At 63.2% G+C, this 24,313-nt stretch carries 19 protein-coding genes; 12 read left to right on the top strand and 7 right to left on the bottom strand.

The annotated features are described in order from the left end of the window. Positions 1 to 78 precede the first annotated feature (78 nt). Together EOA13_RS16795 and EOA13_RS16790 are read left to right on the top strand one after the other, a co-directional pair. Positions 79 to 333 carry a type II toxin-antitoxin system Phd/YefM family antitoxin gene (locus EOA13_RS16795; protein ID WP_127294199.1) on the top strand — a complete coding sequence of 85 codons (255 nt, stop codon included), beginning with the start codon at positions 79 to 81 and terminating at the stop codon, positions 331 to 333. 178 nt (positions 334 to 511) lie between these two features. Next, positions 512 to 1,561: an aldo/keto reductase gene (locus tag EOA13_RS16790; protein ID WP_127294197.1), complete on the top strand. Its 1,050-nt coding sequence runs from the start codon at positions 512 to 514 to the stop codon at positions 1,559 to 1,561. A gap of 44 nt (positions 1,562 to 1,605) precedes the next feature. Here the strand turns inward: EOA13_RS16790 and EOA13_RS16785 are convergent, their stop codons facing one another. Then, entirely contained in the window at positions 1,606 to 2,514 is a 909-nt protein-coding gene (locus tag EOA13_RS16785) for a LysR substrate-binding domain-containing protein (RefSeq protein WP_127294195.1), read from the bottom strand. 119 nt (positions 2,515 to 2,633) lie between these two features. Here EOA13_RS16785 and EOA13_RS16780 point away from each other — a divergent pair, with 119 nt between their 5' ends. Further along, entirely contained in the window at positions 2,634 to 3,815 is a 1,182-nt protein-coding gene (locus tag EOA13_RS16780; RefSeq protein ID WP_127294193.1) for an MFS transporter, read from the top strand. Positions 3,816 to 3,867: 52 nt separating this feature from the next. Then, positions 3,868 to 4,902 carry an aldo/keto reductase gene (locus EOA13_RS16775; protein WP_127294191.1) on the top strand — a complete coding sequence of 345 codons (1,035 nt, stop codon included), beginning with the start codon at positions 3,868 to 3,870 and terminating at the stop codon, positions 4,900 to 4,902. A 305-nt stretch (positions 4,903 to 5,207) separates the two neighbouring features. On the opposite strand, the gene EOA13_RS16770 is transcribed toward EOA13_RS16775, so the two are convergent. Continuing rightward, positions 5,208 to 5,480, bottom strand: coding sequence for an usg protein (locus EOA13_RS16770; RefSeq protein WP_013529022.1), 273 nt, complete (start codon positions 5,478 to 5,480; stop codon positions 5,208 to 5,210). Positions 5,481 to 5,783: 303 nt separating this feature from the next. On the opposite strand from EOA13_RS16770, the gene acs reads away from it, so the two are divergent. Beyond that, on the top strand, positions 5,784 to 7,739 hold the full coding sequence (gene acs / locus EOA13_RS16765; protein WP_127294189.1) for an acetate--CoA ligase: 1,956 nt from the start codon (positions 5,784 to 5,786) through the stop codon (positions 7,737 to 7,739). Beyond that, complete coding sequence (locus EOA13_RS16760) at positions 7,739 to 8,485, top strand: MOSC domain-containing protein (protein ID WP_245490401.1); 747 nt, start codon at positions 7,739 to 7,741, stop codon at positions 8,483 to 8,485. Before acs ends, EOA13_RS16760 begins: the two co-directional genes overlap by 1 nt. 1 nt (position 8,486) lies before the next feature. On the opposite strand, the gene EOA13_RS16755 is transcribed toward EOA13_RS16760, so the two are convergent. The 3 genes from EOA13_RS16755 to EOA13_RS16745 form a co-directional block, all read right to left on the bottom strand. Then, the gene (locus EOA13_RS16755) at positions 8,487 to 9,755 is read right to left on the bottom strand and encodes a cyclopropane-fatty-acyl-phospholipid synthase family protein (RefSeq protein ID WP_127294187.1); all 1,269 of its coding nucleotides are present in this window, start codon (positions 9,753 to 9,755) and stop codon (positions 8,487 to 8,489) included. A gap of 410 nt (positions 9,756 to 10,165) precedes the next feature. Continuing rightward, entirely contained in the window at positions 10,166 to 11,584 is a 1,419-nt protein-coding gene (locus EOA13_RS16750; protein ID WP_127294185.1) for a pilus assembly protein, read from the bottom strand. Between the two features lie 347 nt (positions 11,585 to 11,931). After that, on the bottom strand, positions 11,932 to 12,801 hold the full coding sequence (locus EOA13_RS16745; RefSeq protein ID WP_127294183.1) for a transglutaminase family protein: 870 nt from the start codon (positions 12,799 to 12,801) through the stop codon (positions 11,932 to 11,934). 168 nt (positions 12,802 to 12,969) lie between these two features. Between EOA13_RS16745 and EOA13_RS16740 the strand changes: the two genes are divergently transcribed. After that, positions 12,970 to 13,635: an HAD-IA family hydrolase gene (locus tag EOA13_RS16740; RefSeq protein WP_127294181.1), complete on the top strand. Its 666-nt coding sequence runs from the start codon at positions 12,970 to 12,972 to the stop codon at positions 13,633 to 13,635. An 8-nt stretch (positions 13,636 to 13,643) separates the two neighbouring features. Here the strand turns inward: EOA13_RS16740 and EOA13_RS16735 are convergent, their stop codons facing one another. Then, the gene (locus tag EOA13_RS16735) at positions 13,644 to 13,865 is read right to left on the bottom strand and encodes a DUF1674 domain-containing protein (protein WP_127294179.1); all 222 of its coding nucleotides are present in this window, start codon (positions 13,863 to 13,865) and stop codon (positions 13,644 to 13,646) included. Positions 13,866 to 14,002: 137 nt separating this feature from the next. On the opposite strand from EOA13_RS16735, the gene htpX reads away from it, so the two are divergent. From htpX to purH, 4 genes are all read left to right on the top strand, one after another. Continuing rightward, positions 14,003 to 15,022, top strand: coding sequence for a zinc metalloprotease HtpX (htpX, locus tag EOA13_RS16730; RefSeq protein WP_127294177.1), 1,020 nt, complete (start codon positions 14,003 to 14,005; stop codon positions 15,020 to 15,022). Then, positions 15,019 to 16,407 (top strand): RsmB/NOP family class I SAM-dependent RNA methyltransferase, encoded by a 1,389-nt coding sequence (locus tag EOA13_RS16725; protein WP_245490400.1) that lies wholly within the window; start codon positions 15,019 to 15,021, stop codon positions 16,405 to 16,407. The genes htpX and EOA13_RS16725 overlap by 4 nt, the downstream gene beginning before the upstream one ends. Before the next feature lie 148 nt (positions 16,408 to 16,555). Then, on the top strand, positions 16,556 to 18,280 hold the full coding sequence (locus EOA13_RS16720; protein WP_127294173.1) for a heparinase II/III family protein: 1,725 nt from the start codon (positions 16,556 to 16,558) through the stop codon (positions 18,278 to 18,280). Between the two features lie 349 nt (positions 18,281 to 18,629). After that, the gene (purH, locus tag EOA13_RS16715; RefSeq protein WP_127294171.1) at positions 18,630 to 20,246 is read left to right on the top strand and encodes a bifunctional phosphoribosylaminoimidazolecarboxamide formyltransferase/IMP cyclohydrolase; all 1,617 of its coding nucleotides are present in this window, start codon (positions 18,630 to 18,632) and stop codon (positions 20,244 to 20,246) included. 255 nt (positions 20,247 to 20,501) lie between these two features. Here purH and EOA13_RS16710 read toward each other — a convergent pair whose 3' ends face one another. Then, entirely contained in the window at positions 20,502 to 21,878 is a 1,377-nt protein-coding gene (locus EOA13_RS16710; protein ID WP_127294169.1) for an MFS transporter, read from the bottom strand. A 242-nt stretch (positions 21,879 to 22,120) separates the two neighbouring features. Between EOA13_RS16710 and EOA13_RS16705 the strand changes: the two genes are divergently transcribed. Further along, entirely contained in the window at positions 22,121 to 24,265 is a 2,145-nt protein-coding gene (locus EOA13_RS16705) for a TonB-dependent siderophore receptor (protein ID WP_127294167.1), read from the top strand. Positions 24,266 to 24,313 lie beyond the last annotated feature (48 nt).

Raw genomic sequence — 24,313 nt, 5'->3', positions numbered from 1 at the left:
ACATCTGTTGGCCAGCAGCGCTGCCGACCTTTAGGAATGTCTGCTATAGTTAGCCAAGCTATCGAGCGAGCAGTCCTCATGAACTGGGATCTTCAGAACGCAAAGAACAAGCTCTCGGAGCTGGTCCAGCAGGCGCGCGAAAAGGGACCTCAGACCATCACCGTGCGCGGAAAGCCCGCTGTTGTCGTGCTGGCTGCCGAACACTACCAGAGACTGGTCGGCGCAAAGCATTCGCTTACAGAATATCTTTTTTCCGGCCCGGAGTGGGATGACGACTTCATCGAGGAGGTCAATCGGCGCTCCGAGACGATGATCCGGGATCTCGATCTCTAATCCTTGGGCAGCCTGACTCTATTTTCATCGTTGCGTTCCTGACGGTCGCCGATGCTTCAGCACAGATCCGGCTAAAGACCTGTGGGCCAGTCCGGCGAGTCCATTGCACCAAGACTGGAAACGAAACGTACCGTTCCTATTTGCTTTGCGTCATCACAAACTCTCTGGAGCCGCCACCATGCGCTACAACCAGCTTGGAAATACAGGGATGTTCGTCTCCGAACTGTGCCTCGGCACCATGACCTTCGGTGCTGCCGGCCAGAATGCCCAATGGGGCCTGATCGCCAGCCTCGACCAGAAGGGCGTCAATGAGATCGTTGCCCATTCGCTTGCCGCCGGCGTCAATTTCTTCGATACGGCCGACGTCTACTCTTTTGGCGAATCCGAACGGCTGCTCGGCCAGTCGCTCAGGGATCTCGGCGTCAACAGGCAGAATGTGGTCATCGCCACCAAAGCCCACGGCGCCATGGGCGACGGTCCGAACCAGCGCGGCTCTTCACGCGGCCACATCATGGATTCGGTCGATGCCAGCCTGAAGCGGCTGCAACTCGACCATATCGATCTTTACCAGCTGCACGGCACCGACACCGTGACGCCGATCGACGAAACGCTGCGGGCGCTCGACGATCTCGTTGCCAGCGGCAAGGTTCGCTATGTCGGCGTCTCCAACTGGGCGGCATGGCGCATCGCCAAGGCGCTCGGCATCGCCGAGCGCAAGGGTTTCGCCCGTTTTGAGACCGTGCAATCCTACTATTCGATCGCCGGCCGCGACCTCGAGCGCGAAATCGTACCCTTGCTCAATGAGGAGAAGCTCGGCCTGATGGTGTGGTCGCCGATGGCCGGTGGCCTGCTGTCCGGCAAATATGGCCCCGGCGCGCCCGGCAATGGCGAAGGCCGCCGCGCGTCCTTCAACTTCCCGCCGGTCAATGAGGACCGTGCCTGGGCGGCCGTTGCCGTCATGCGCGAAATCGCCAAGAAGCATGATGTCAGCGTCGCCACGGTGGCGCTCGGCTATGTCCTGGCCAAGCCCTTCGTGATGAGCGTCATCATCGGCGCCAGCCGCATGGAGCAGCTGGAGCAGAACCTTGCCGCCACTGAAGTGAAGCTCGACAGCGACGATCTGCTTCGTCTCGACGAGGTCAGCGCCCTGCCGTCCGAATATCCCGGCTGGATGCTGGAGCGCCAGGCAGCGGGCCGCCGCCCGGCGCCGTTCACGCCGAAAGCATAAATATAGCCCACGCTGACATCCCGGGAGCCCGTGGCTCCCGGATGTCAGCTCAGCCGGACGCTCTCACCCAGAAAGTCGAGAAAGGCACGCACCCGCGCCGGCAGATGCCGGCCCTGGCCTACATAGACGGCATGGGTGGGCTCCTCGTCGCCGGGATTGAATGCCTCCAGCAGCGACACCAGCCGACCGGCGGCGATATCGGCCGCCACATGCCAGCGCGCGAGCCGGGCGATGCCCGCGCCCGCCAGCGCCATCAGCCGCATCGCCTCGCCATCGCTGACCAGCGTGTTGCCGGTGATGGGAACCATGATGGCGCGGCCGTCCGCGTCGAGGAACGGCCAGCCATCGAGATGCCTGACGAACCCGAAGCCCATGCGGTTGTGCCTGTCGAGATCGGCTGGCGTCGGTGGCATGCCGTGCTTCTCCAGATAGGAAGGTGCTGCAACGACGACCACCGGGCTTTGCCCGAGCTTGCGCGCCACCAGCCGTGACTCACTCAGCGGCCCGGCACGGATGGCGACATCGGCGCGTTCCGCCATCAGGTCGATGACGCTGTCGGTCAGCACCAGATCGACTGAAATCTCGGGGTAGCGTTCGAGGAAGCGTGGCAGAAGCGGGACCAGCCGGTGTACCCCGAAGGGCACGTAGCTGTTGACGCGCAGCCTTCCGCGCGGTGCCGCACCCGCCGCGGCCTCCTGCTCGGCCGCCGCCATGTCGGCGAGGATGCGCAGGCCGCTGTCGTAGAACGCTGTGCCTTCCGGCGTCAGTTGCAGCTTTCGCGTCGAACGACTGACCAGCCGCGCGCCAAGCCGGGCCTCCAGCCGCGCGATCAGCTTGCTCACCGCCGACGGCGTCATGCGCAACGCGCGTGCCGCAGAGGAAAAACTGCCTTCCGCGACGACGCGCACAAAAACTTCGATCTCGCCGGAGCGGTTGATGTCAGGCCTGGCCATTTGTGAATCTATTTCACAGAAAATGTGCCCAAGGCAAGTCTGGTTCACAATGCAGGGGAGCACGATCTCAGGGGTCGGGGCGCGGGACGGCGCTCTTCGTCATCGAAGTGGAAACCGCCATGCCTCTTGCTCTCTACGCCCTCGCCGCCGGTGCCTTCGGCATCGGCGTCACCGAATTCGTCATCATGGGTCTGCTGCTCGATGTCAGCAAGGATCTCGGCGTTTCGATCTCGGCCGCCGGCCAGCTCATTTCGGGCTATGCGCTTGGCGTCGTCATCGGCGCGCCCTTGCTGACCATCGCCACCGGCAACTGGCCACGCAAGACCGTGCTTCTGGCGCTGATGGCGATCTTCACGCTTGGCAATCTCGCCTGTGCGCTGGCGCCGGACTACTGGACGCTGATGGGCGCCCGCATCATCACCGCCTTTGCCCACGGCACCTTCTTCGGCGTCGGCTCTGTCGTCGCCACCGGACTGGTCGCACCCAACAAGAAGGCTTCGGCGATCGCGCTGATGTTCACCGGCCTGACCATCGCCAACATCCTCGGCGTGCCCTTCGGCACCTGGCTCGGCCAGGCCTTCGGCTGGCGGGCGACCTTCTGGGCGGTGACATTGGTCGGTGTGGCGGCCTTCGCCGTCATCCTGGCTCTGGTGCCACGCAGCCGGACGACGCCCGAAAAGAGCGACCTGCGCGCCGATCTCGCCGTTTTACGCCGCACCCCCGTCCTGCTCGGCCTCGCCACCACGGTGCTCGGCTATGCCGGCGTCTTCGCCGTCTTCACCTATATCGCACCGCTGCTGACCGAGATCAGCGGCTTTGGGGAAGCAGCGGTATCGCCGATCCTGCTCGTCTTCGGTGGCGGCCTCATTGCTGGCAATTTGCTTGGCGGCAAAGTCGCCGACCGCTGGCTGGCGCCGGCCGTGCTCGGCAGTCTCGTGGTGCTGGCACTGGTGCTCGCAACGATGACCTTCGCCATCCATAGCCAGGTGATGGCCGTCATCTATGTCGGCCTGCTCGGTGCCGCCGCCTTCGCCACCGTGGCGCCCCTGCAAATGTGGGTGCTGGACAAGGCGCAAGGTGCCGGTCAGAGCCTCGCCTCGTCCTTCAACATCGCCGCCTTCAATCTCGGCAACGCCGCAGGCGCCTGGCTTGGCGGCGCGGTCATTGCCCATGGGTTTGGCCTGGGTTCCCTCACCTGGGTCGCCGCCCTGCTGCCGCTCGCGGCACTCGCCGTGGCGGGACTGGCGCTGCGTCTCGATCGCACCGTCACGCTCGGCGAGCCTGCCTCCATCCGGTCGTGACCGTCCTCTGCAAACCCGCTTTCGACACCCTTCGTTCCACAGGAGTAAAAAGATGGACTACCGACGTCTCGGTGCATCGGGCCTAAAAGTGCCCGCACTCTCATTTGGCGCGGGAACCTTTGGCGGTTCCGGCCCGCTGTTCGGCGCCTGGGGCAACAGCGATGCCAGGGAAGCGCGGCGGCTGGTCGACATTTGCCTGGAGGCCGGCGTCAACCTGTTCGACACCGCCGACGTCTATTCGAACGGCGCTTCTGAAGAGGTGCTGGGCGAAGCCATAAAAGGCCGCCGCGACGCCGTGCTGATCTCGACCAAGACCGCGCTGCCGATGGGCGACGGGCCGGCCGACTATGGCTCGTCTCGGTCGCGGCTGATCAGATCCGTGGATGATGCGCTGAGGCGCCTCGGCACCGATTACATCGACCTGCTGCAGCTGCACGCCTTCGATGCCGGCACACCGATCGAGGAGGTTCTGTCGACGCTGGGCGAGTTGGTTCGCGCCGGCAAGCTGCGCTATGTCGGCGTCTCCAATTTCTCCGGCTGGCAGGTGATGAAGTCGTTGGCGCAGGCCGACAGCCAAGGCTATCCGCGCTATGTCGCGCATCAGGTCTACTATTCGCTGGTCGGCCGCGACTATGAGTGGGAACTGATGCCGCTCGGCCTCGACCAGGGCGTCGGTGCGCTGGTGTGGAGCCCGCTTGGCTGGGGCCGCCTGACCGGCAAGATCCGCCGTGGCCAGTCCTTGCCGGAAAAGAGCCGGCTGCACGACACGGCAAGCTTCGGACCGCCGGTCGAGGACGAGCATCTCTACCGGGTTATGGATGCGCTTGATGCGGTGGCGCTGGAGACCGGCAAGACCGTGCCGCAGATCGCCATCAACTGGCTGCTGCAGCGCCCGACCGTGTCGTCGGTCATCATCGGCGCCCGCAACGAGGAGCAGTTGCGCCAGAACCTCGGCGCCGTCGGCTGGACGTTGACGCCGGAGCAGATCAGGAAACTCGACGCGGCAAGCGAAGTCACCGCGCCCTACCCGTACTTCCCGTATCGGCGGCAGGAAGGCTTTGCTCGGCTGAGCCCGCCGGTGGTGTGATTAAGTCGCAGTCCTACGTTCCGGGGCCGCCATAGGCATTGGGGAGTAGCCGTAGCCCCTCAACTTCGTCATCCACGGGCGGAGCAGCCGCGAAGCGGCGTCGCGAAGACCCGAGGATCCATGCCGCGACCTTGGCCGTAAAGTGCAGCGGAGCAGAATTCTGCACCGTTGTGACGCTTCGGAGTCCCGGCATGGATCCTCGGGTCTGCGCCGCGTCGCTTCGCTCCTTGCTTCGCCCGTGGATGACGACGCGATGGGCGTTTGCGCCAACCAATAATGGTCGATAAAATGCCTGCCTACTGCTCTCAGTGCAGCACGAACTCACCATCCACCTTGCGCCATTCATTCGGCGCGATCAGCTTCTGGTGGGTGTAGCTGATCGAATGCAGCGGCCCGTCCAGCTTGGCCTTCCAGAATTCGATGAACTTGATCAGCACCGGAAACTTCGGCGCCAGATCGTAGTCCTGCCAGATGAAGCTCTGCAGCAGATGCGGGTGATCGGGAAAGTGATAAAGAATCTTGGCCGTGGTCAAGCCATAGCCTTTGAGCATCAGGTCCATTTCGGCATGGTCGCGCATGACGGTCCCCAGGTTGATTCGCCTGTCCTCCCACGGCTGATTGTGCGCGCCGCTGATTAACCGTCTATTGATTTTTTCTTCATCTGAACCGGCTTTGGCATGCGAAAACATGCAGTTAGCAGCGAACCCCTCCGAGTGCTGACAGCCTCGGAGAAGCTACCTGCGGCATCCCGCCGCGCGAATCCAACGTCTAATGTTGCCGTAACGGCGGAACTGGTAATAATGCCGCCGAATTCGCGGCCGTGTCGCCGCGATCCCGCCGACATTTCAAGCCGGCGGATCGGTTCGGGAGGAAAGTCAGGAATGTCCGAGGTTCATGTCCATCGCGTCCAGCCGGCGTGGAAGAAAAACGCGCTGATCGACAATGACACCTACCTGAAATGGTATGCCGACAGCCTCAAGAACCCGGACAAATTCTGGGGCAAGCACGGCAAGCGTATCGACTGGTTCAAGCCCTTCAGCAAGGTCAAGAACACCTCCTTCGACGGCAAGGTCTCGATCAAATGGTTCGAGGACGGACTGACCAACGTTTCCTACAACTGCATCGACCGGCACCTGAAGAAGCGCGGCAACCAGACCGCCATCATCTGGGAAGGTGACAATCCCTACGACGACAAGAAGATCACCTATAACGAGCTCTACGAGCATGTCTGCCGGCTCGCCAATGTGATGAAGAAACACGGCGTCAAGAAAGGCGACCGCGTCACCATCTACATGCCGATGATCCCGGAAGCCGCCTATGCGATGCTGGCCTGCACGCGTATCGGCGCCGTCCATTCGATCGTCTTCGGCGGCTTCTCGCCGGATGCGCTGGCCGGCCGCATCGACGACTGCAAGTCGACCTTCGTCATCACATCAGATGAAGGCCTGCGCGGCGGCAAGCCGATCCCGTTGAAGGAAAACACCGACAAGGCGATCGAGATCGCCGCGAAGGCCGGGACGAAAGTCGAAAAGGTGGTGGTCGTGCGCCGCACCGGCGGCAAGACCGGCTGGATTCCCGGCCGCGACGTCTGGTACCACGACGAGGTCGCGACGGTGAAAGCCGAATGCAAGCCCGAGAAGATGAAGGCCGAGGACCCGCTGTTCATCCTCTATACCTCGGGATCGACCGGCAAGCCGAAGGGCGTGCTGCACACCACCGCCGGCTATCTCGTCTACGTCTCGATGACCCACCAATATGTCTTCGACTACCATGACGGCGACATCTACTGGTGCACCGCCGATGTTGGCTGGGTCACCGGCCACAGCTACATCGTCTATGGCCCGCTCGCCAACGGCGCCACCACGCTGATGTTCGAAGGCGTGCCGAACTATCCGTCGCAGTCGCGCTTCTGGGAAGTCATCGACAAGCACAAGGTCAATATCTTCTACACCGCGCCGACGGCGCTACGCGCGCTGATGGGCGCCGGCGATGCGCATGTCAGCAAGACGTCGCGCAAGTCGCTGCGCGTGCTGGGTTCGGTCGGCGAGCCTATCAATCCGGAAGCCTGGGAGTGGTATTTCAACATCGTCGGCAACGGCAAGGTTCCGATCGTCGACACATGGTGGCAGACCGAGACCGGCGGCATCCTGATCACGCCGCTGCCGGGCGCCACCGACCTCAAGGCGGGTTCGGCGACACGGCCCTTCTTCGGCGTCAAGCCGCAGCTGGTCGACGGCGAGGGCAAGGTGCTGGAAGGTGCGGCCGACGGCAATCTGTGCATCACCGATTCCTGGCCCGGCCAGATGCGCACCGTCTATGGCGATCATGATCGCTTCATCCAGACCTATTTCTCGACCTACAAGGGCAAGTACTTCACCGGCGACGGCTGCCGCCGCGACGCCGATGGCTATTACTGGATCACCGGCCGCGTCGACGACGTCATCAACGTCTCCGGCCATCGCATGGGCACGGCCGAGGTCGAATCCGCACTGGTCAGCCACGACAAGGTTTCGGAAGCCGCCGTCGTCGGCTATCCGCATGACATCAAGGGCCAGGGCATCTACTGCTACGTCACACTGATGGCCGGCGAGCAGCCGAGCGAGGAACTGCGCAAGGAGCTGGTTGCCCATGTCCGCAAGGAGATCGGCGCCATCGCTTCGCCAGACAAGCTCCAGTTCGCGCCAGGCCTGCCGAAGACGCGCTCCGGCAAGATCATGCGCCGCATCCTGCGCAAGATTGCCGAGGACGATTTTTCAGCGCTCGGCGATACCTCGACGCTCGCCGATCCAGCCGTCGTCGATGATTTGGTCGCCAACCGGCAGAACAAGAAGAGCTGATGATGCAGGCCGCGCTCGGCACTGTCAGTGAACTCTGGCGCTATCCGGCGAGTTCGCTTGCCGGCGAGCGTCGGGAAACAATCTCGGTCGATATCGAGAGCATCGAGGGCGACCGTATGTTCGGCCTTGTCGACGCGTCCGACAATGAGATCGCGCGACCGGACCGCGACGCGAAATGGCACAAGGTGCCGCGCATCCGCACCCGGCTGTCGCCGACCCTGGAACTCGAGATTGCCGTTCCCGGGGACAACTGGCTGGCTGCGCCAAGTATCGAGAGCGACCGCGCGGTGTCGGCCTATCTCGGCTTCGAGGCCTCGATCCGACCGTTTCGCCGCGAGAATGCCGCACCCAGCTATTCCGGCCCGCTGACCGCGGAGCGCTACCGCAAGGCGCCCATCCATCTGTTGACCACCGCCTCGCTGGCACGGCTCAAAGCGTTGCACCCGGAAGGGGTCGTCGACCCACGCCGCTTCCGCCCCAACATCGTCGTCGACATGGCGGCAATCGAAGGGTCATTTCCCGAAACGGAATGGATCGGCCGCAAGCTTGCCGTCGGCGATCTCCTGCTGACCATCTCGGAACCCTGCCGCCGCTGCGGTTTCACCATCGTCGCCCAGGATGGCTTCGACCATGATCCGGCGATCCTGCGCAACCTGGTCCGCCATAACGCCCACAATCTCGGCGTCTACTGTACGGTCGATCGGCCGGCGCGCGTCGAAGTCGGCGACGCGATGCGCTTCGTGTAAGCTATGGATATAGATCCGCCCGCGTCGGCGGCAGGCCGCTTGGACCACGCGCGCGCTTGGTCACGACGGTCTGGAAAATCTGTGCCGAGGCACGTTCGAAGGTGATCGAACAGCCGGTCAGGTAGAGCAGCCATAGCCGCGCCCTGGCCTCGCCCACCTCGGCGATAGCCTCGTCGAAACGCGCATGCAGGCGCTCGGCCCACAGGCGACAGGTGCGGGCGTAATGCTCGCGCAGATTCTCCACGTCGTAGACCAGGAAGCCGTGCGCCTCGAGATTGCCTGTTGTCATGCCGATCGTGTCGAGTTCGCCGCCGGGGAAAATGTATTTGAGCAGCGCCTTGAACTCCGGCCCCTTGCGCAGGGTCTTCTTCATGTCGCCCTTGCTGCGCCGGGTGATGGCGTGGTGCAGATAGATGCCGCCGGGCTTCAGCAGGCGATGAATGGTCTTGAAATAAGTGGCGTGGTTGGCGAGCCCGAGATGCTCGAACATGCCGATCGACGAGATCTTGTCGAAGCTGCCTGTAAGCTCCGCATAGGATTTGATCTCGATGGTGATGCGGTCCTCCAGCCCCTCGGCGCGAATGCGCTCACGGGCCAGCTCGGTCTGGGCCTGCGACAGCGAGACACCGTGGCCGATGATGCCATAGTTCTTCGCGGCATGGATCAGCATCGCTCCCCAGCCACAGCCGATGTCGAGCAGTCGTTCGCCCGGTTTCAGCCGGAGTTTGCGGCAGATATGGTCGAGCTTGTCGATCTGCGCTTGATCGATGCTGTTGTCGAAATCCTTGAAGTAGCCGCAACTGTAGACCATGCGCTCGTCGAGGAAGAGCCGGTAGAAGGCGTTCGAAATGTCATAGTGATGCTGGATCGCCTCCTGGCTCGAACCGCTGACATAAGGATTGCGCCCCGAAAGATCGGTCCGCGCCGTCATCTGCTTGCGTGCCAAAAGCACGGAAGGCAGGTCGCGCAGGATCGCCATTTTCGGCAGCGACTTGAGCTTGGTTCTGAGCTTGCCTTGCGACGGCAGGGCGTAGAAGTCGAAGATCGTCCCGTCTTCGATGTCGATCGTCTTTGAAATCCACATCTCGATCAGCGTCGACAGGGACGGTCGCTTCACGATCTGCCAGACGATGTCCTGGTCGTTGATGGTGAGCACCGGACCTGTGGCGGGGCCGATCCGCTCCCCGGTCCACAGCCTGACGGCAAAGCCCGGTTTCAGCGTCTCGACAACCGTCCGCACGATCCGCGCCGCTCTCTCGGCTGCTTCCATGCATTCCTCCCACAGGGGCCGACCCGGGTTGCCGGCTCGGCTCTATGCCATGATCTTGCCTGCCCGGCCGACAGCCCGCAACCCAGTGTCGTGCCAAAAGCACCTTCCCGACTTTTTCAAACCTGCGCCTTGTCTTTTGCTGCAACGCACCCCATCATGAGTATGTGTTCAACAAATCGAAAGGAGGTGATCCGATGTCGAGTGATTTCGTTTTCCAGAACGTGGCCTCAGCGGATTGCACTTTCGGGAAGCAGTCTTCCCGTTAAGGCGCGAAATGCGCGGCGGGTGACCTCATAGGTCATCGCCATAGGGCCGCGCCACGGACGGAAACACGGAAGGCCGCCGGCTTCGAAAGAAGCGGCGGCCTTTTCCGTTTGGGCGATCACAACTGAACCGCAGTTCTCAAGAGCTTATTTGGCAACGGTGACCTTCTCGATGTTCCGGACGATGTCATCGAATGCCTGCTTCAGTTCCGCACCGGTTGCGGCCTCGTAATAATGCTTCAGCGAGGATGTGTCCGCCGTGGAGCAATCCTGGAGCACGCTTTTCGCCTGATCCCGTTCGGTCGCCTTCATGGTCGGATCGTTCAGGTCGAAGCCTATCGTGAAGATTTCGATGCCGTCGCGCTTCATGGCGTCGCAGATACCTTCGGCATTGCCACGCGACATCTGGCCCGCGTTCTGCGATTTGGACGCCCCGCGACCGCCGGCGAACGCTGTATTGAACTGGCCGTCCGTCATCAGGATGGCAACCTTGGCGACTTTCCTCTTGTCGAAATTGGCGGGACCCGCGCCGAGCCCGGCATTGACGATCGTCGGGCGCCAGGACGGCGAAAGCATGTAGTAACCCCACTGCACGGCGATGCCGCCGGCGGTCACACCAGCCGCGCTGAAATCGTCGATCGTGTCGAGCAGTTTGTCCTCGTCGGCCGACAACGGGATGAGCTCGGGCGTCGGGCACGTTCTCATGTGATCATCCCTATTGATTTTAGCCAGATACTCTTTGCCTTTGTTGTCCCACCGCGACGTGTAAGGCCCGTCGGATGACGTATCGGCATAGCCATCCTTGTCTTTGCGTTCCGTGGCACATTTGTCCGGCGCGGGTGTCACCGACGCCGAAACCGGAGCATCCACAGGCGGCGGCAGATCCGGCCCGCCTCTCGCCTCGACGAAGACGCTGTCAGCGAGACCGCCGGTATTCACCGCTTCGGCATAGGGAACGATCGCCACACGCACGCGTGGGTTTTTCGCATCGATGTTGTTGTCCAGCAGATCGCTGACAGCCCCGGAAGCGGCATTTTGTAAGTCGGCGATCTTGTTGGTCTTGGCCCATGCGTTCGGCCCCATCGATCCGGTCACATCGAGCATCATCGCCACTTCGATGGTCTTGTCCGAATAGAGCGCCGTCGTGGAGACGGCGACGCGTTTCATGTCGCCCGTGCCAAAAATCGGGAAATACAGCCCGACATCGACATGGGCGTCGGCCTGGACCGTCTTGGCGGTCCTGTTGACAGTCAGCTTGTCGAGCACGATTTGGTTGGCCTGCAGGATGCCTGCCGTGCTGTTGGCGTCGAGAAAAGCCTGCACCGATGTGTTGGCATCGGCTTCCTTGATGGCGCCGGTCGTCAGGTCGCGTGCCGTCGACGTGACCGCGGCGTCGACCACGCTCTGGAGGCTCGATCTGGCATTGTAGAGCTGCGATACGTTGACCGAGAAGCCGACAGCCAGCGCCAAGACCGAGGCGCTGAGGCCGAACAGGACTGCGAAATTTCCACCGCGATCCCTGGCGAACCCGCCGACCGCGTGAACAAGACCCCCGTAATTCCGCATCCTACAGCCTCCACTCGCCTCGGCCTCGTCGCCGCGGAAAGGGCAATGCAGGATTCCCGCCGGATGACGCCCTAGCTGGGCGGAGAGCTGGCTTTTCAGTAGCAAGTCACTGTTTTTGTTAAACTTTGGAACCAACAAAGGTGAACGGCTGGTAAACGGGAACGCGCCGTGGCGCTGGCGTTTACCAGCCGCTTACCATGATCTGGCCCGAGGCATCGCGACGCCGCCGACGGCGTCCTGTTGCGGCACAAGCTCACTGTGCCGAAGCGGACCATGTGTTCCGAAAGTTGCGGCCCGGAGAAAACCTCCTGACCACCCTGGAGCAGTTGCATCGGTAGGCCTCGCGACTACGCCAGCATCTGTGCGCTGACGGTCCTGTCGATGCCGTGGTAGGGCGGGTTGAACAGATTGCCTTCCTGTTCGTAGGTCCACACCTTGAACAGGCTGAGCCGGTGGGGGCCGAAACTGTGCAGCAGCGGCACGTCGGTGGCGTCGCGGCCGCGGGCGATGACGATACGGCCGATTCTTGGCGTGTTGTGGCGAGGATCGAACGTGTACCATTTGCCGTCGAGGAACACTTCCAGCCACGCCGAGAAGTCCATCGGCGCCGGATCGGCTGGCACGCCGATATCGCCGAGATAGCCGTTCACGTAGCGTGCCGGAATATTCATGCAGCGGCAAAGCGTGATCGCCAGATGAGCGAAGTCGCGGCAAACCCCGACGCGCTCCTCATGCGCCTGCGCCGCGGTGCGGGTCGAGCGCGCATAGCCATAGCCGAACGACAACCGATTGTGGACATAGTCGACGATCGCCTGCACGCGCGCCCAGCCGGACGGGATGTCACCGAAGAGCTGCCAGGCCAGGCTGCTCAGATGATCCGTCTCGCAATACCGACTGCCCAGGAGATAACCGAGAACCTCGTCCGGCAGGGCCGCCACCGGCACTTCCCTGGCCAGCGTGTTTACCTCGTCGGTCTCGCCGCTGTCCTCGACGACCGCGTCATACAGGATGCGAAAACCACCGGCGGGCGCTGTGAAGCGTCGGCAGGCATTGCCATGCAGATCGTGGTACAGTCTTGTCGGCACCGCGGGAGAGGTCAGCACCCGCGTCTGCCGCTTGATGTCGGCCTGCCTGTCCCGATGGATCTCGAGCACTGAAATCACCGGCGTGGCGGCTACGCATTCGATGGCGATTTCGTAGCCGAGCCGGATCAGCATCGTTGGTCCCCCCTTCGATCGTTGTTGTGAGAAGCAGTCCTTCCCAAACGCCCGGAGGATACCGTGGTTCCCTGGGCCGATCGAAAAGCCCACCCCGTGTCTTCCCCTGCCGCGGTCGAGACGTTAGGTTCGGCAACCCCACCAGCGCTCCCCGAACTCAGGAAAATCATGTATTCAGGCAGAAAATTCGCGGCCTTCCTCTTCGACATGGACGGCACGCTCATCAATTCCATCGCCTCGGCGGAACGGGTGTGGAGCGATTGGGCACGCCGCCAGGGCCTCGACGTCGCCGCCTTCCTGCCGACGATCCATGGCGTGCGCGCGATCGAGACCATCACCGGCCTGGCACTGCCGGGCGTCGACCCGGCATACGAGGCTGATCTGCTGCTGAAGGCCGAGGCGGCCGATCTCGATGGCATTCTCCAGATCGCAGGCGCCGTGGCATTTCTCGATTCGCTGCCGCCCGAACGCTGGGCAATCGTAACCTCCGCCCCGCGCGAGCTGGCGCTGTTGCGCATGAAGGCCGCCGGCATCCCTGTCCCGGCCGTCATCGTCGCGGCGGAAGATGTCTCCCGCGGCAAGCCGGCGCCCGATTGCTTCCGGCTTGGCGCGGAACGGCTCGGCGTCGACGCGCGCGATTGCCTCGTCTTCGAGGATGCTCCAGCTGGCATCGCGGCAGCCGAAGCGGCGGGCGCGGCGGTCATGGTCATCAGCGCCACGCACAAGCATCCCCTGCCAACGCAACATGCCGCGATCGCAGGCTACGACATGGTCGGCATCACGGTCGACGAGCGTGGCTGGATCGCGCTCGAGCCGCAGCGCAACGCTGCGTAGGGACGCATCTAGAAGTCGCTGGTCAGGCCCTTTACTTCCCAGTCGCCGTAGCGCCCTGGCTCCTTGCCGCCGCGGCCGCCGATCTCCTTCGGCAGCGCGGCCTCCTTTTCGCGGTATTCTTCCCGCCGCGCTGCGGCCTCGGCCAACGCACGGCGTGCGGCCGGCGCTAGCTCTCTTTGCGATGCCGCTTCGGCAGGAGCGGCGCCTGTTTTACTGATTTCGTCGGTCATGCGATAATCTCGGCAGATTCAGTCCAGTCAGCAGATTGAGTCCAGTCAATTGAAACAGGAACTGGCGTTTCCCATCATATAGCCATGAACCCACGACGATCGACCCCTTTTCGCTATCCCCCGGACAGGAGCAGACGATGAACACCATCCGCACCGCCATGCTTCTTGCCGCGATGACCGCGCTGTTCATGGGCGTCGGCTTTTTGATCGGCGGAACCGGCGGCATGATGATCGCGCTGCTGATCGCCGCCGGCACCAACCTGTTCAGCTACTGGAATGCCGACAAGATGGTGCTGTCGATGAACCGTGCCGTCGAGGTCGACGAAAGGAACGCGCCCGAATATTACGCCATCGTCCAGGCAATGGCCAAACAGGCCGGCCTGCCGATGCCGAAGACCTATCTGATCGACAACCCGCAGCCGAACGCCTTTGCCACCGGCCGCAATCCGCAGAATGCGGCGGTGGCTGCCTCCACCGGCCTGTTGCAGGCGCTGACGCCTGAAGAGGTCGCAGCGGTCATGGCGCACGAACTCGCCCATGTGCAGCATCGCGACACGCTCACCATGACGATCGTCGCCACCTTTGCCGGCGCCATTTCGATGCTCGGCAATTTTGCGTTCTTTTTCAGCGGCAACCGCGACAACAACCCGTTCGGCTTTGTCGGCGTGCTGGTTGCGATGATCGTGGCTCCGTTTGCAGCGATGGTCGTGCAGATGGCGGTCAGCCGGACCCGCGAATACGAGGCCGACCGGCGTGGCGCCGAAATCTGTGGACACCCGCTTTGGCTTGCATCGGCGCTTGACAAGATCGCCCGCGGCGCCGAACGCATCCGCAACCCCGATGCCGAGCGAAATCCCGCGACCGCGCATCTCTTCATCATCAATCCTCTTCACGGCGAGCGCATGGACAGCCTGTTCTCCACCCACCCCGCCACTGAGAACCGCATCGCAGCCTTGCAGGCGATGGCGCGCGACATGGCCGGCAGCGAAACCCGGGCTGCACCGCGCCAGGCCCCAACGCCACGCCAGGCGGACGAACTACGGCCATCCGGCCCATGGGATCAGGCAGCGCGGCCCGAGCAGCCGGCGGAGGCCGCCAAGCCCAAATCCAACCCGTGGGGTCGCAATCCGACCGGGCCCAAGGGCCGGTGGTCGTGAGCGTGGCGGACAGAGGACCACGACGCACAGTTTCAGGCGATCAGGAACACAGGGACGGCGGCGACTTCGTTGCCGGCCTCGCCGCCCGCAAGGCGGCGGCGCGCCTGCTTGCCGCCGTCATCGACGCCAGGACCCCGCTTGACGGGCTGACCGATCACGAAAACGGCCACCCGCAATACAAGGCGCTCGATTTGCGCGATCGCGGCCTTGTCCGCGCCATCCTGGTCACCGCGCTGCGCTACCGCATGACCATATCAGGGCTGCTGGCGCGGCGCCTGGAAAAACCGCTGCCGCCCAATGCCACCGCTTTGTCGCACATATTGCATGTGTCAGCGGCACAGATCCTGTTCCTCGATATTCCCGACAGCGCCGCCGTCGACATTGCGGTGACCCATGCCAAGTCCGATCCGCGCACGGTGCGTTTCTCCGGCCTCGTCAATGGCGTGCTGCGCACACTGGCACGGGCCAAGGAAACGGAACTGCCTGCCGCCCTTGCCGCCACCGACGAAGCGCCCAAATGGTTTTCCGACCGGCTGAAGACCACCTACGGCAACGAGAAGGCCAGACAGATCCTCGAAGCGCATCGCGTTGAGGCGCCGGTCGACTTCTCGGTCAAGGCCGATCCCGGACTCTGGGCCGAAAAACTCGGCGGCATCGTCCTGCAGACAGGCACGGTGCGAGTCGAGAATCTTGTCGGTCCTGTCACTGAATTGCCTGGCTTTGCCGAGGGCGCCTGGTGGGTCCAGGACGCCGCGGCCAGCCTGCCCGCCCGGCTGTTCGGCGATGTCACGGGATTGCGGGTTGCCGATCTCTGCGCCGCGCCCGGCGGCAAGACCGCGCAGCTGATCGTTGCCGGCGCGAAGGTCACCGCCGTCGACACGTCAAAAAACCGGCTCGTGCGGCTGACGCAGAATCTCGACCGTCTCGGCCTGTCGGCCGAAATCGTCCAGGCCGACCTGCTCAAATATGAGCCGGAAGAACTCTTCGACGCGATCCTCCTCGACGCGCCCTGCTCGTCGACCGGCACGGTGCGGCGGCATCCCGACGTGCCATGGACCAAGACTTCGGCCGATGTCGAAAAACTGGCCGACCTGCAACGCAGGTTGCTCGCCCGCGCCGTCACGCTGGTGAAGCCCGGCGGCAGGATCGTCTTTTCCAACTGTTCGCTCGATCCGCTCGAAGGCGAGGATCTCTATCGCGCCTTTCTGGCCGGCACGCCTGAAATCACCAACGATCCGTTGCGGCAAGGCGAGATCGCCGGCATCGATCCGTTCCTGACGCAGCAAGGCACGCTGCGCACCACGCCCGCCGACCTGGACCTCGGCGTGCCGGAGCGCTCGGGCCTCGACGGCTTCTTCGCCGCTCGCATGCGGCGAGCCGGCTAGGGATTGAACTGCCCGGATTTACTGACTTTTTTGGGTAGGATCGGGGGCAAAACCAGGTGAACCGGCGTGGGCTCGTGGAATTCGCCTTCGCACGAATCGTGCAATCATGTAGACTCGGCGCCGGGGTAGAGGACGATCAGGAGGAGTTTTGGCACTTGCTGCCAGCAGCACGACGCGTCTGTGGACGCTTGTCGCGAAGGAGTTCTGGCGCAAAACGCGCCGGCGCCTGCGCGCCGGGCCTGTCTATCGCTGGCGATATTCCGGCCGCACGCCGGAACGTGTGCTGATCGCACCGCCGGACCTGCGCCTCGCCGACCCGCAGATCGCACTCGAGATCTATTACGGCCGCTATCCCCTGTCGGGGCACGTGGTCGAGACCGGCGGCAAGTCGCCTTTCCAGATCCACGTGCCCAATCACGGCTGGCAGAAGACGCTGCACGGCTTTCGCTGGCTGCGCCATATGCGCGCCGCCGGCACCGAGCTTGCCGCCGCCAATGCCCGCGCCCTGGTCTCCGACTGGATCACCATGCATGGCAGCCATATCTCCGGCATCGCCTGGGAGCCGGGCACGACGGCCAAGCGCATCATCGCCTGGTTGCAGCACTCCTCGGTCGTATTGCAGGGCGCCGAGTTCCCTTTCTACCGCGCCTTCCTGAAATCGGTTGCCATCCAGATCCGCTACCTCAGGTCGATGGCGCGCGAAATGCCCGACGGCAAGGACAGGCTGCGGGCCCGCATCGCGCTCGCCTTCGCTGCCTTGTCCCTGCCGGCGCCGGCATCGGCCCTGCGGGGCGCGACCCGCAATCTTGCCGAGGAACTCGACCGCCAGATCCTCGCCGATGGCGGGCACATTTCGCGCAACCCGATGGTCGTCCTGGAAATCCTCGCCGACCTTCTGCCGCTGCGCCAGACTTATGCCAACCAGGCGGAAACGCCGCCGCAGGCGCTGATCGGCGCCATCGACCGCATGCTGCCGGCGCTGCGCTTCTTCCGCCATCAGGATGGCAGCCTCGCCCGCTTCAACGGCATGGGCGCCACCATCCACGACCGCATCGCCACCATTCTGCGCCACGACGACACCGCTGGCGCGCCGCTGCTGCATGCGCCGCATTCCGGCTATGAGCGCCTGTCGATGGGCGGCACCACGGTCATCGCCGACACCGGCCCGCCGCCGCCGATCGATGTGTCCAACGCCGCACACGCCAGCTGCCTCGCCTTCGAACTGTCGTCCGGCCGCCAGCACTACATCGTCAATGCCGGCATTGACACCTATGGCGCGGCTGAATTCCGGCCGCTGGCGCGCGCTACCGCCGCGCACTCGACCGCCACCATCAACGACACCTCGTCGGCGCGCTTCAGCCATTCGTTGCGCGTCAACGACCTGCTCGGTTCGCCGCTGATCGGCGGCCCGCAGCATGTGCAGTGCAAGCGCACCGACCAGAAGGGCGTTCAGGGCTTCATCGCCCGCCATGACGGCTATGTCCCGCGCTTCGGCTTCCTGCATGAGCGCGAGCTGAAACTGTCGTCGAACGGCAATGTGCTGGCTGGCCGCGACCGCTTCCAGCGCCCCGGCAATACGGCGATCCGCAACAATGGGCGCGACTTCGTCACCGTCCGCTTCCACGTTCATCCCGACGTCAACCTTTTGCAGGACGAGCATGACCGCCTGGTGCTGGCCGCCGATCAGGCCGACACCTGGGTGTTCACAGCAGCCGAAGTGGTGCCGGAGGTCGAGGAATCGATCTATTTCGCCGGCCTTGGCGGCCCGCGCCGCAGCCGCCAGATCGTGCTTGCCTTCAAGGCTTCGGAAATCGCCGAAATCCACTGGCAGCTGACCCGCACCAGCATCGCCGGCTACCCGGAAAACAACTGACCCTCCTGACAGGACTTCGAACTCAGGTTAACAAAAGGCCTGACGACAACCAGTTCGGGGGCATCGGCAGCTTTTGTGCCGGCAGCTTTCCCACGATAGGAATTTTTTCTTGACTCCGTGCCCTCAGCTATGGTACATTTTTGCCTATGGTGCTGATTTGTGCCAGTGGCCCGCCGCATAGGCGGGTTTTTTCGTTGGTGCTCCGTCAGCCAACGCGCCTGCGAAGTCTCCGAAGAAACCCGTTAACACGGATTCGCCTTGCCCCCACCTGACCGCCGGTTTGATTTCCGGGCGGCATGTGCTACGGGCGCGGGCATCCACCACACCAGTCGTGAAAGGCCGCCAGCCCATGGCCGTCGCCGCCAAGAACATTCCCGCACCAGACCTTGTTCCCGTGCGTCGCGCCCTGCTCTCCGTTTTCGACAAGACGGGCCTTATCGATTTCGCCAAAGCGCTGGCAGCGGCCGGTGTCGAACTGGTCTCGACCGGCGGCACGGCAAAGGCGATCACCGAGGCGGGCCTGGCGGTGCGCGACGTCTCCGAGCTCACCGGTTTCCCCGAGATCATGGACGGCCGCGTCAAGACCTTGCATCCCGGCGTGCATGGCGCGCTGCTTGGCGTGCGCGACGATCCGGAGCATTCCGCGGCAATGCGCAAATACGGCATCGAGCCGATCGATCTCGTCGTCTCCAATCTCTATCCGTTCGAGGAGGTCCGCCGCTCCGGCGCTGATTACGCGTCGATCGTCGAAAACATCGACATTGGCGGCCCGGCGATGATCCGCGCCTCGGCCAAGAACCACGCCTATGTCGCCATCGTCACCGATCCCGGCGATTACGCTTCGGTGCTGAATGCGCTGGAGATGAACATCGGCTCGCTGTCGCTGGATTTCCGCAAGAAGCTGGCGGCCAAGGCCTTTGCCCGCACCGCCAGCTATGACGCGGCGATCTCCGGCTGGTTCGCCGAGGCGCTCGAGATCGAACATCCGACATGGCGCGCCTTTGGCGGCAGGCTGGTCGAGGTGATGCGCTATGGCGAGAATCCGCATCAGAGCGCCGGCTTCTACGTCAACGGCGACAAGCGCCCAGGCGTCGCCACGGCGCGCCAGCTGCAGGGCAAGCAGCTATCCTACAACAACATCAACGACACCGACGCCGCCTTCGAATTGGTCGGCGAGTTCGACCCCGACCTTTCCGCTGCCGTCGCCATCATCAAGCACGCCAATCCGTGCGGCGTTGCCGAAGGCGCCTCGCTGAAAGCCGCCTACGCCAAGGCGCTGGCCTGCGACCCGGTCTCGGCCTTCGGCGGCATCATCGCCGTCAACCGCACCCTCGACGCCGAGGCGGCGGAAGAGATCGTAAAAACCTTCACCGAGGTGATTATCGCGCCCGACGCCACCGATGAGGCAGCGGCCATCGTGGCGGGGAAGAAGAATTTGCGCCTGCTGGTCACCGGTGGGATGCCGGACCCGCGCACGCCGGGGACGACGGTCAAATCCGTCGCCGGCGGCCTGCTCATCCAGGGCCGGGACAACGCCGTCGTCGACGACCTCGAGCTGAAGGTGGTGACGAAGCGCGCGCCGACAGCGGCCGAAATGGCCGACCTCAAATTCGCTTTCCGCATTGCCAAGCATGTCAAGTCGAACGCCATCGTCTACGTCAAGGACGGCGCTACCGCCGGCATCGGCGCCGGCCAGATGAGCCGGGTCGATTCCTCACGCATCGCCGCCCGCAAGGCGCTCGACGCGGCCGAGGCCGCCGGCCTTGCCGAACCGCTGACCAAGGGCTCGGTCGTCGCCTCCGACGCCTTTTTCCCCTTCGCCGATGGGTTGCTGTCGGCGATTGCCGCCGGCGCCACCGCCGTCATCCAGCCGGGCGGCTCGATGAACGACAAGGACGTCATCGCCGCCGCCGACGAGCACGGCATCGCCATGGTGTTTACGGGGATCAGGCATTTCCGCCATTAGCTGCTTTTACCCTCCCCCTTTGTGGGGGTGAGAAGCGGTTCGCGCAGCGAACGAAAAGCCAATTGCTTGGCTTTTCGAGCTTCGAACGCCCTAAGCCTGCGAAGGGCTCGGGGCTGAATTCTGAATGACCAGTCGCCGGGCCGGGTCCCCACTGCTTCGCAGCGTCCCGGCGTTCACCGGCCTTTCATCGTGCCACTGGCACGATGAATTCGCTTCGCGAACCGGCTGCTCACCCCCACAAGGGGGAGGGCAAAGTCAATCCACCGGCCGGTCCGCCGGATAGGGCGTCTTGACCAGGATCGCCATGCCGATGCCCAGGAACAGCACGATCACCGCCATGCCGAGCCGCGCCGAGCCGCTGGCCAGGGTGACCGACGCGACCATGAACGGCGCCAGGAAACTGGTCGCCCGCCCGGCCAGCGCGTAAATGCCGAAATAGCGGCCGGATTCTGCCGCGGTGACGCTGCGCGCCATGTAGGACCGCGACGACGCCTGCACCGGCCCGAAAGCCACGCCGATCAACAGGCCGAAGAAGATGTAGGCTTTTTCCGCTGCCGTGCCGAAAAGGCCGCCGCTGTCCGGTCCAGGCATCATCCAGAGGCCGAACAAAGTATAGCCCGGCCCAGTCGAGACGATGCCGATCGTGGCGATGCTGAGCAGGACCAGCGAGATCATGACGATGGTTTTTGAGCCAAGCGCCGTGTCGAGACGGGCTGCGACCAGGCAGCCGAAGATGGCGATGACGTTGAGAATGATGCCGAAAATACCGATCTCGGTGATCGACCAGTGGAACATCGCAGCGGCGAAAGTGCCACCCAACGCCAGCAACGCGTTGACGCCGTCCTGATAGATCATGCGGGCGACCAGAAAGCGGAAGATACCGCTGCGCTTGCGCACCTCACCCAGTGTCACTTTCAGCTCCGCCAACCCCTCTCGGACAGCCGGACCGATCGGCAGGCCCTTGATGGCGTCGGGGGTGAAAAAGAACATCGGCAGGATGAACAGGAAGTACCAGCCGGCTGACAAAGGCCCGGTTGCGCGCGCGTCCTCGCCGAGCTTCGGGTCGAGCCCGAACAGCGGGTCGATGCCGATGATCGTCTTGCCGGTCTCCGGCGAACCGGCCAGGCAGGCGACGACGAAGATCAGCGCGATCATGCCGCCGAGATAGCCAAGGCCCCAGGCCATGTTGGAGATCCTGCCGATCTCGCTCTTCGGCACCAGGCGCGGCATCATCGAATCGTTGAACACAGTCGAAAACTCCGCCGCCACCGACGCCAGCGAAAAGAACAGCACGACCAGGAAAAGGTTCGAACCGGGGGCCGCGAACCAAAGCATGCAAAGGCAGGTGATCTTGACCGCGGCAAAGAATGCGATCCAAGGCTTGCGCGGTCCGGTCTGGTCGGCGATCGAGCCGAGGATGGGTGACAGCACTGCAATGACAAGGCCGGCCGCGGCAATACCGTAGCCCCAGGCCGCCTGGCCGGTCTCCGGATCGCTCGCCATCCGCGACACGAAGTAAGGTCCGAAAATGAAGGTGGTGACGACGGTAAAGAACGGCTGCGCCGCCCAGTCGAACAGCATCCATCCCCAGATGCCGCGCCCGGACGCATGCTGCACTGTCTCTACCGTCATCATGATCCCCCGGGCACCGGTTCCGTCTCGGGCGCCATGTCTGCATGTTTTATGCGCTCATGCAATGAACGAAGCTTGGCGCCGTCCCGCCGTCCTCCCCCCTGCTTCGCAGCGATTGCCGTGGGTGCGAATTTCTCGATTATTAAGTTGACTCCTTTTGTCCGCTTTGACTAATTGCGCTCGCGTAGGGCCGGAAAGTCACCGGTCGAACGGCTCGATATTGGTCTGACAGGGAATAAGAGATGACGATTGGTCGACAGGCATTGTTGCGCACTCAGGCAAGGCGATTGATTGCGAGCAGTGCCTTGATAGCGGCATCTTTTGGAGCGATGGGGGCCGGCCGGGCCCAGGAGGTTTTGCCGGACGATGCAACCCAACTGGAAACGATCGTCGTCACCGGCAAGTCGGACCGCGTTGTCGGGCCCGATCAAACGATCGTCGCCGAGGATACGGCGACCGGCACCAAGACCGATACGCCCATCGTCGACGTTCCCGCCTCGGTTTCAGTTGTAACCCAGAAGGAACTGGAGGCACGCCATGTCGAAAGCCTCCAGCAGGCCGTGGCCTACACATCCAGCGTCCTCACCGACGAGTTCGGCAACGATGACCGATCCGACTATATTCGTATCCGCGGTTTCGACCAGACATCGCTCGGTACTTATCGCGATGGCCTCACGGCGCGCATCCCCGCTTGGTTCACGGCCAGCCGTCTCGAGCCTTACGGACTTCAGCGCGTGGAGGTCCTGAAGGGATCGACATCGACGCTTTTTGGTCTCAACGGCCCTGGCGGACTGGTCAATGCCATCACCAAGCGGCCGCTGGACCAGAAGCAGGGGGAGATTTACACGTCCTATGGCGACGGTACCAAGGAGGTTGGCGTTGATTTTGGCGGACCGATCGACCCCGATGGCGTGTGGACCTATCGGCTCACCGGGCTGGCCAAGGATGGCGATCAAGGATGGGATTATTCCAACGACGATCGGCTTTACATCGCGCCCGCGTTGACCATCAAGCCCGAGGAAGGAACGTCGCTCACCATCCTGACTGACTATTACAAGCGAGATGGGACAGGCGCACGCGGCACCCCGGCTGGCGGCAATATCGACGTCGGCACATTCCTGGGCGAGCCGGATTTCAACCGCTTCAACACGGAGCAGGTCGATATCGGCTACCAGTTCGAGCACGAGTTCAACGAGAACCTCACCTTCCGCTCCAATGCCCGCTACACGCATTTGAGCCTCGACTACGCCGAGGTCTACGGCGCGTCGCTTGACCCCACGGCCGACCGCACGGCATTTTCCGTCGATGGCGTGTCCAACCGCTATGCCTTCGACAATCAGTTGCAATACGATACGGGCTGGGACGGGATCGACAGCAAGACGCTTGTCGGCGTCGACTACGCCAATGACAACACCCGCGAAAACATCCTCTTCGGCACCGCCGGTCCCATCGACATCAACAATCCGACCTATTGCGGTCTGTCCTGCATCAATCTCGGCCCCTACGTGAACTGGCGGGTCAAGCAACAGGCGGTCGGTGTCTATGCCCAGGAGCAATTGACGTTTGACGACCGCTGGATCGTCACCCTGGGCGGGCGCTGGGACCGCGTGGATACGACGGCGGACTATCTCGACTCGGGAACGCAGGACGACGACACGGCATCCGCCTTCACCAAGCGCGCCGGCCTGACCTACAAATTCACCCCGAACCTCGCGGTCTACGCCAACTATTCGGAAAGCTTCCAGCCGCTCGTGGCGCCAAGCGCCAACGGATATGCGGTCTCGGGTTCGCTGAAGCCTCAAGAGGGCAAGCAGTATGAGGCAGGCATCAAGTACAAGCCCGACGGCTTCGAGGGCCTGTTCACGGCCGCGGTCTTCGACCTTACCCAAACCAATGTTCCGACCTATGTCACGCCTGTTGTCCAGCAGCAGATCGGCAAGGTCGGCGTCCGCGGCATCGAACTCGAGGGCAAGGCCGCCATTGCGGAAAACCTGAACCTGACACTTGCCTATTCCTACTGGGATGCCGAGATCCTGGAAGACGGTATTGGCGGAAATGCCGGCAATCGGCCGCAACGTGTCCCTCGCCACCTGGCTTCGGCCTGGGTTGATTATACGCTTCCCGAGGAAGGACGGCGTGGCGACCTGACCATCGGCGGAGGCGTGCGCTATATCGGGCAAACCTACGGGGATGACGCGAACACGGTTTCGATTGGCGGCTACGCACTGGTGGATGCGGCGATCAGCTACAAGATGACCAAGGACGTGACGTTGGCCCTGAACGCAACGAACCTGTTCGACCGGAAGTATTTGACAACCAGCTATTACGGAACCGAATTTTACGGCGACCGGCTGAAAATCGTCGGCACGCTCAAACATTCCTGGTGAGCTTTTTGAACGCTAGTTTCGAAGCGGATGGCATTCGAAAGGAGCCAC

Source organism: Mesorhizobium sp. M7A.F.Ca.US.011.01.1.1, assembly GCF_003998295.1.
In the GTDB taxonomy this organism is placed as follows: domain Bacteria; phylum Pseudomonadota; class Alphaproteobacteria; order Rhizobiales; family Rhizobiaceae; genus Mesorhizobium.
The sequence above is the reverse complement of the archived record's forward strand: the minus strand, read 5'-3'. Positions and strand labels throughout refer to the sequence as shown.

Bases quoted from the DNA above. Each gene is read 5' to 3' on its own strand.
- EOA13_RS16760 (WP_245490401.1), top strand. From the start codon at position 7,739: ATGATGCAGGCCGCGCTCGGCACTGTCAGTGAACTCTGGCGCTATCCG.
- EOA13_RS16745 (WP_127294183.1), bottom strand. From the start codon at position 12,801: ATGCTGATCCGGCTCGGCTACGAAATCGCCATCGAATGCGTAGCCGCC.
- purH (WP_127294171.1), top strand. From the start codon at position 18,630: ATGGCCGTCGCCGCCAAGAACATTCCCGCACCAGACCTTGTTCCCGTG.
- EOA13_RS16790 (WP_127294197.1), top strand. From the start codon at position 512: ATGCGCTACAACCAGCTTGGAAATACAGGGATGTTCGTCTCCGAACTG.
- htpX (WP_127294177.1), top strand. From the start codon at position 14,003: ATGAACACCATCCGCACCGCCATGCTTCTTGCCGCGATGACCGCGCTG.
- acs (WP_127294189.1), top strand. From the start codon at position 5,784: ATGTCCGAGGTTCATGTCCATCGCGTCCAGCCGGCGTGGAAGAAAAAC.
- EOA13_RS16710 (WP_127294169.1), bottom strand. From the start codon at position 21,878: ATGACGGTAGAGACAGTGCAGCATGCGTCCGGGCGCGGCATCTGGGGA.
- EOA13_RS16705 (WP_127294167.1), top strand. From the start codon at position 22,121: ATGACGATTGGTCGACAGGCATTGTTGCGCACTCAGGCAAGGCGATTG.
- EOA13_RS16755 (WP_127294187.1), bottom strand. From the start codon at position 9,755: ATGGAAGCAGCCGAGAGAGCGGCGCGGATCGTGCGGACGGTTGTCGAG.
- EOA13_RS16775 (WP_127294191.1), top strand. From the start codon at position 3,868: ATGGACTACCGACGTCTCGGTGCATCGGGCCTAAAAGTGCCCGCACTC.
- EOA13_RS16735 (WP_127294179.1), bottom strand. From the start codon at position 13,865: ATGACCGACGAAATCAGTAAAACAGGCGCCGCTCCTGCCGAAGCGGCA.
- EOA13_RS16780 (WP_127294193.1), top strand. From the start codon at position 2,634: ATGCCTCTTGCTCTCTACGCCCTCGCCGCCGGTGCCTTCGGCATCGGC.
- EOA13_RS16740 (WP_127294181.1), top strand. From the start codon at position 12,970: ATGTATTCAGGCAGAAAATTCGCGGCCTTCCTCTTCGACATGGACGGC.
- EOA13_RS16795 (WP_127294199.1), top strand. From the start codon at position 79: ATGAACTGGGATCTTCAGAACGCAAAGAACAAGCTCTCGGAGCTGGTC.
- EOA13_RS16770 (WP_013529022.1), bottom strand. From the start codon at position 5,480: ATGCGCGACCATGCCGAAATGGACCTGATGCTCAAAGGCTATGGCTTG.
- EOA13_RS16785 (WP_127294195.1), bottom strand. From the start codon at position 2,514: ATGGCCAGGCCTGACATCAACCGCTCCGGCGAGATCGAAGTTTTTGTG.
- EOA13_RS16750 (WP_127294185.1), bottom strand. From the start codon at position 11,584: ATGCGGAATTACGGGGGTCTTGTTCACGCGGTCGGCGGGTTCGCCAGG.